3 protein-coding genes are annotated in these 2348 nt (G+C 42.9%); all 3 read right to left on the bottom strand.

Going from position 1 to position 2348, the window contains the following annotated elements; all coding sequences use genetic code 11:
• Nucleotides 1-287 precede the first annotated feature (287 nt).
• The gene (locus IQ219_RS19040) at nucleotides 288-953 is read right to left on the bottom strand and encodes an SDR family oxidoreductase (protein WP_194073652.1); all 666 of its coding nucleotides are present in this window, start codon (nucleotides 951-953) and stop codon (nucleotides 288-290) included.
• Between the two features lie 294 nt (nucleotides 954-1247).
• Nucleotides 1248-1682 (bottom strand): GNAT family N-acetyltransferase, encoded by a 435-nt coding sequence (locus IQ219_RS19035; protein WP_194073651.1) that lies wholly within the window; start codon nucleotides 1680-1682, stop codon nucleotides 1248-1250.
• Nucleotides 1683-1728: 46 nt separating this feature from the next.
• On the bottom strand, nucleotides 1729-2307 hold the full coding sequence (locus tag IQ219_RS19030) for a SprT family zinc-dependent metalloprotease (RefSeq protein WP_228017385.1): 579 nt from the start codon (nucleotides 2305-2307) through the stop codon (nucleotides 1729-1731).
• Nucleotides 2308-2348: the final 41 nt, after the last annotated feature.

The raw sequence follows: 2348 nt of genomic DNA, 5'->3' as shown, positions 1-2348 counted from the left end.
TTCTCCCATCAAGACCCTGAACCGGCTATGGCTTCCCTTCGTCAGCATCACCGCCGCCTTTATGCCCTTGAGTTTACTCTCCAGGTCTATTCCTACGAGTCCTCTTAAACTTTTGTCAGTCAATCAGCCCAGCAGCTTACATATTGGGGCTTATGACCATGGTTATCCAAGCACATCGAAAAAGTATTGGTAAATTGTTTTGCAAATATTTCACTCACAACAAGCAACAAATATCTTGAATAGTATACAGGAACGATTTAATGATTTGATTTTTAAAAATTCATAGATTACCAAGGCAAAATTTCTCCATTAGAATGCCAAAACGTTCCCGTATTTTCTAGATTTAATTGCTCAATACGACTAAGTAATCCTTTAACAGATTCTTCGGGTGTAATTCCCTGTGTATTAAAATTTGTCATACGAGTCTTAACTAAGCCAGGATGAAGAATAGCCACCGCAATCTGACGATGTTTTAAGTCAATAGATAAAGATTTACCTGCCATTGAAAGTGCAACTTTTGACATTCGATAACCATAGGAATCACCTGAAGTATTATCTTCAATTGACCCCATGCGACTAGTCATGATAATAATCTTAGAACCTGCTTTTAAATTAGGTACTAGCGCACGGGTTAATCTTAAAGGAGCAAGGGCATTTACTTCAAATTGCCGACGAATACTATCAATATTTAAATTGTCTAACCCAAACCTTTCTGCAATACCAGCGTTATTAATCAAAACATCAATCGATTGGCCATCAAGTCGCTCCACTAAGCCGGCAATATCTGTTTCTGAGGTAAGCTCAACATCTGTTTCGACTGACACTTCCAAATTCTTTAATTCGTCCGAAGTCGATCGACAGACAGCAATGACGTGATCCCCTCGCTTTTTTAGTTTACGACGATATTCTAAACCGATGCCTCGATTTGCCCCTGTGACTAAGTAAGTACTCATTTTTTCTAATAGTGAACAATAGTAAATAAATAAATCCGAAAAACACAAATATAATCAGCCGTTAACTCTTTTGATTGGCTGAAAGAAAATAATTTATCGGAAGCAACATTTTTGTTAAACTCAACTTTATCCATTCAGGAAGCATAGCAAAGTAAATGAAATTAGATAGGGAATAACTGGGCAGAAACTTTCATTATATGGGTCTTGATGACAGATGTCGAAAAGATCTGGAATTACCATAATCGTTACCTGAACAAGGCTAAAGTGTCCACCTCAGATCTCTCTGTCGATAAGTCAGCGCCTCGGCACAAACTTCATTAAAATTAGGGGCTGCCCCGTCGAATTGTGGTGAGAACTGCTCACTGGAACAAAACCGTAGCGGCTGTAGAATCGTCGCCCGACCTCGTTCTGCTCAAACACTTCCACGTTCAGAGCGCCTCGGAGCTGTACTGCATGATCCATCAGCGATCGCCCCACTCCTTTGTCCTGCATTTCTGGATCCACAAAGAATCCGCCGACGGTTTGCCCTAGCAGGGAAATGAAGCCCACCACTTCTCCCTGATGTTCGTAAACCCAGGTTTCGGCCATTGGCAGATAAAGATCGACAATGTCGGATCGCTCTTGCTGGAAGTAGTTGGCTGGTAGGAAATAATGGGCGATCGCCGCTGCTCGATACCACACCGTCAGCAGTGCAGCCTGATCAACTTCCTGATAAAGGCGAATCTTCATGGACTATAGAGCTTTAAATCTGATTGGTAGCCATTTCTTGTCCTAGTTAGCCCAAGGGTAAGCGATTAAGCTCTTCTCGATGCTGCCGCCACTGTGGGTAAAAAGTATCTATCAATCCCCAGAAGCGGTCATTATGCCTATGTTCCAGCAAGTGGGTCATTTCATGGACTACCACGTACTCCAAGCACGCTAGCGGCTTTTTTGCTAACTCTAGGTTGAGCCAAATACGCTGAGCTCTAGAGTTACAGGTACCCCAGCGGGTCTTCATACGTTTAACGCCAAACTCACGCACCTCAACCCCCATAATAGGTTCGTACTTGACGATAAGGGCTGGAATGATTAACTTCAACTGTTGGCGGTACCATTCACTGATTAGGTGGTGGCGCTTGTTCTGGGAAGTATGGGGACGAACGTAAAGCTTTAGAATCTGGGGAGTCAAGTTGACCTCCGGTGGACCTTGGTGTTCTATGACCTTCAATAGGTAGCTTTGTCCACAGAAGAAGTGGTTTTCTCCGTTAATGTATTGCCTAGGTGCTTCTCTGTCTCGGGCTAGTATTTTCTGCCGTTGTCGCTTGATCTTACACAGATTCGAATAAACATAAGCACGATCAATCTCTCGGTTCATGATAAATTAGGCAAACATCCACACCTAAACGTCGGGAGGGT

The organism is Synechocystis sp. LEGE 06083, from assembly GCF_015207725.1.
GTDB lineage: Bacteria > Cyanobacteriota > Cyanobacteriia > Cyanobacteriales > Microcystaceae > Synechocystis > Synechocystis salina.
This window is presented reverse-complemented; position numbering and strand designations above follow the sequence as displayed.

Coding starts and splice junctions, on each gene's coding strand:
- IQ219_RS19035 (WP_194073651.1), bottom strand. CDS start 1,682: ATGAAGATTCGCCTTTATCAGGAAGTTGATCAGGCTGCACTGCTGACG.
- IQ219_RS19040 (WP_194073652.1), bottom strand. CDS start 953: ATGAGTACTTACTTAGTCACAGGGGCAAATCGAGGCATCGGTTTAGAA.
- IQ219_RS19030 (WP_228017385.1), bottom strand. CDS start 2,307: ATGAACCGAGAGATTGATCGTGCTTATGTTTATTCGAATCTGTGTAAG.